This window comes from Mycobacterium sp., assembly GCF_035653355.1.
Taxonomy (GTDB): domain Bacteria; phylum Actinomycetota; class Actinomycetes; order Mycobacteriales; family Mycobacteriaceae; genus Mycobacterium.
Genome location: NZ_DASRBZ010000454.1, coordinates 1 through 3704, shown reverse-complemented (window position 1 = coordinate 3704; position 3704 = coordinate 1). Strand labels below are relative to the sequence as shown.

Annotated in this window: 2 protein-coding genes and 1 pseudogene; 2 read left to right on the top strand and 1 reads right to left on the bottom strand. The window is 66.6% G+C overall.

Features of this window, described 5'->3' with window-relative positions; genetic code table 11:
• Nucleotides 1-1020: pseudogene (locus VFA16_RS15645) on the bottom strand (PucR family transcriptional regulator); the annotation flags it as partial.
• An 83-nt stretch (nt 1021-1103) separates the two neighbouring features.
• Here VFA16_RS15645 and pruA point away from each other — a divergent pair.
• Nucleotides 1104-2735: an L-glutamate gamma-semialdehyde dehydrogenase gene (gene pruA, locus VFA16_RS15640; RefSeq protein ID WP_324968700.1), complete on the top strand. Its 1632-nt coding sequence runs from the start codon at nt 1104-1106 to the stop codon at nt 2733-2735.
• A partial coding sequence (locus VFA16_RS15635; protein WP_324968699.1) for a proline dehydrogenase family protein occupies nt 2735-3704 on the top strand: 970 nt, incomplete at its 3' end. The genes pruA and VFA16_RS15635, both read left to right, overlap by 1 nt.

Sequence of the window (3704 nt, the reverse complement as noted above, 5' to 3'; positions counted from 1 at the left end):
CGCAAGGACATCGGCCAGCCGCGCATGCTCAGCAGCCGCGTGGAAGCCGATAAGCGCGGCACTTCCGTCGGCGACGATGCCCAGTTCGCGGGCAATGTCGCCGACGTCGAGCGAAGCACTGTCGGTCAGCCCCAACAACTGCTGCACCCGCTGCGCGTGTGTCGACGGCCGGCTCGCCAGCCGCGACATGATGCGGGCCGCCAGCACTGCGGCGCCGCGCAGCACCTCTTCGGCGTCGTCGGCCAGGGGCCGCGAGCCCTGCTGCACCCAGATGGTGCCCGCGAAAACCCGTGGGTGGCGGGCATCATCCGGCGGGTGATGAACACCGATCGCCAGCCGCGGCCGCAAGCCCAGTTCCGGACGCTCGGCGACACGCACCACGTCGTCGGTGGCCCGCAGCGCGTCGAAGATGCCCCATCGGCTGATCCACTCCAGATGCTCCGATGGGCCGGCGCGGCCAAGGATTGACAGCCGCCGCAACTCGTCGGCCTCATCGTTGGAGGCCGAATACGCCAGTACGTGGGACTGTTCATCTTCGATGCTGACCATCCCGTGGATGCGGTCGGCGATGGCCTGCGCGAGACCGAACAGGTCGGTTCCCGAGTCCGACAGCGGGTCGCGGCGGTCGCCATGGTGGTCGAAGACGTGATTGACCAACCGGTATAGCCGCTCCCAGCGGGCGCGGGGCTCCACCGCCACCACCGCGATCCCGGCAGCAGCGGCGCGAGCCACCACGGCAGGCGACGGCTCCTTGACGAACACTGCGACCGGCGAGCGCGTCGCAGGCCCGCTCGGCTGTCGGTCGATCCACTGCAACGCCTGGTCGTCGGTGATGCCCAGCAAGAAGAACACGTCGGCGGCATCTGCGCCGGTCGAAAGACCAAGGCGTACATCGTCGGCGTCGATCAGCGCTGCCGAGGCCACCGGCAGGTCCAGGCCGCGCGGCGCGTCGACCAGGCTCACCATGGTGGCGTCCAGCGCGAGCAGCAACTGGCCCAGGCTCACACCAGCCATCCGCATGTTGTCTGATCGTACTGCGAAGAGGCGCTGGATTTGTCCAATCAAACAATCATCTGAGGCGCGTCGAGGGGGATTCTGGCTGCATGGACGCCGTTACCGATGTGCCCGTCCCGGCCAACGAACCGGTGCACGACTACGCTCCCCATTCTCCGGAACGCGCCCGGCTGCGCGTCGCGCTGACCGCCCTGGCCGACCATCAGATCGATCTGCCCCACGTCATCGGCGGTACTCATCGGATGGGCGAGGGCGAGCCCATCGACGTCGTCCAGCCACACCGGCACTCCCACAAGCTGGGCACGCTGAGCAACGCGACTCACGCCGATGCAGCGGCGGCGATCGAAGCCGCTATGGCCGCCAAAGCAGCTTGGGCGGCAACGCCTTTCGATGAGCGCGCTGCCGTCTTCCTGCGCGCCGCCGAGCTGCTGGCCGGCCCGTGGCGGGAAAAGATCGCTGCGGCAACGATGCTCGGGCAGTCCAAAACTGTGTACCAAGCCGAGATCGATGCGCCGTGCGAGCTGATCGACTTCTGGCGGTTCAACGTCGCGTTCGCCCGCCAGATCCTGGCGCAGCAGCCGCTCAGTGTCCGCGGCGAGTGGAACCGGATGGATTACCGTCCGCTGGACGGTTTCGTCTACGCGATCACCCCGTTCAACTTCACTTCCATTGCCGGCAACCTGCCGACGGCGCCGGCGCTGATGGGCAACACCGTGGTGTGGAAGCCGTCGATCACCCAAACCCTGGCGGCGTATCTGACCATGCAGCTGCTCGAGGCCGCCGGCTTACCGCCCGGCGTGATCAACCTGGTCACTGGCGACGGTTACGCCGTTTCCGATGTGGCACTGGCGGATCCGCGGCTTGCCGGTATCCACTTCACCGGGTCGACGGCCACCTTCCAGCATCTGTGGCGGGAAGTCGGCGTCAACATCGAGCGCTACACCAGCTACCCGAGGCTGGTCGGGGAGACCGGCGGCAAGGACTTCGTGTTGGCACATGCTTCGGCACGACCGGACGTGCTGCGCACTGCGCTGATCCGCGGTGCGTTCGACTACCAGGGCCAGAAGTGCTCGGCGGCGTCGCGCGCGTTCATCGCGCGCTCGTTGTGGCAGAAGATGGGCGACGACTTTCTCGCCGCCACTGCACAATTGCGCTACGGCGACATCACCGACCTGTCCAACTACGGCGGCGCGTTGATCGACCAGCGGGCCTTCACCAAGAACGTCAACGGGATCGAACGCGCGAAAAGCGCAGCAAGTGTCACGATCGCGGTCGGCGGCGAATACGACGACAGCGAAGGCTATTTCGTGCGCCCCACGGTGCTGCTCGGCGACGACCCGACCGACGAGGCGTTCGCGACCGAGTACTTCGGGCCGATCCTCTCGGTGCACGTCTATCCCGACGACGACTACGAGCGAATCCTCGAGGTGGTCGACACCGGCTCACGGTACGCGTTGACCGGCGCGGTGATCGCCGGCGACCGCGACGCGGTCTCGGTGGCGCAGGAGCGGCTGAGGTTCGCCGCCGGCAACTTCTACATCAACGACAAGCCGACCGCGGCGGTGGTGGGCAGGCAGCCGTTCGGCGGTTCCCGCGGCTCGGGGACCAACGACAAAGCCGGATCGCCGCTCAACCTGTTGCGCTGGACATCGGCGCGCACGCTCAAGGAGACGTTCGTGCCGGCAACAGAGCACGACTACCCGCACATGGCGGCCGAGTAATGCGGGGGCGATCGCAAGAGCGGCGAAGCCGGTCGCAGCGGGTCGCCCCCATCAAACCGGGCGTGTTCGCCACGGCGGTGCGTCCAGCGATCCTGGCGGCCAGTCGATCCGATCGGCTGCGCCGCGCCGCCGAACGTGTTGCGATTACACGCAGGGTCGTTCGTCGGTTCGTGCCTGGGGAGACCCTGAATTCCGTATTGGATAGTGTTGGGCGCCTTCGCGATTCGGGCCGATATGTCAGTATCGACTATTTAGGTGAAGATGTCACCGACATCGACGGCGCCGGTGCCATCGTGCAGGCTTACCTTGGTCTTCTCGATGCGCTGGGCCAGCGGCCCGACGCCGCGGGTGACGGTGTGCGGCCGCTGGAGGTGTCGCTCAAGCTTTCCGCGCTCGGTCAAGCGCTGGAGCGCGACGGCGAGAAGATCGCCCTGGAGAATGCCCACACCATTTGCGAGCGGGCCGAGCAAGTCGGTGTCTGGGTAACAGTAGACGCCGAAGATCACACCACCACGGATTCGACGCTGTCCATCGTCCGTGATCTGCGAGCCGACTTTCCCTGGCTGGGGGTGGTTTTGCAGGCATACCTGCGGCGCACGCTCGGCGATTGCCACGACTTCGCTGCTGCCGGAGCACGGATCCGGCTATGCAAGGGCGCCTATGACGAACCGGCGTCGGTGGCCTATCGCAAGCCGGCTGCAGTCACCGACTCCTACCTGCGATGCCTTCCAGTACTGATGGGCGGGTCGAGCTACCCGATGGTGGCCACCCATGATCCAGCCGTCATCTCGGCGGTCCCAGGCATCGCTCATGAATCAGGCCGTGCTGCTGGCGATTTCGAATACCAGATGCTGTACGGCATCCGCGACGACGAACAGCAGCGGCTAGTCGCCGCCGGCAGCCAGGTGCGAGTGTATGTGCCGTACGGCGGGCAGTGGTACGGGTATCTGGTGCGCCGGCTGGCCGAGC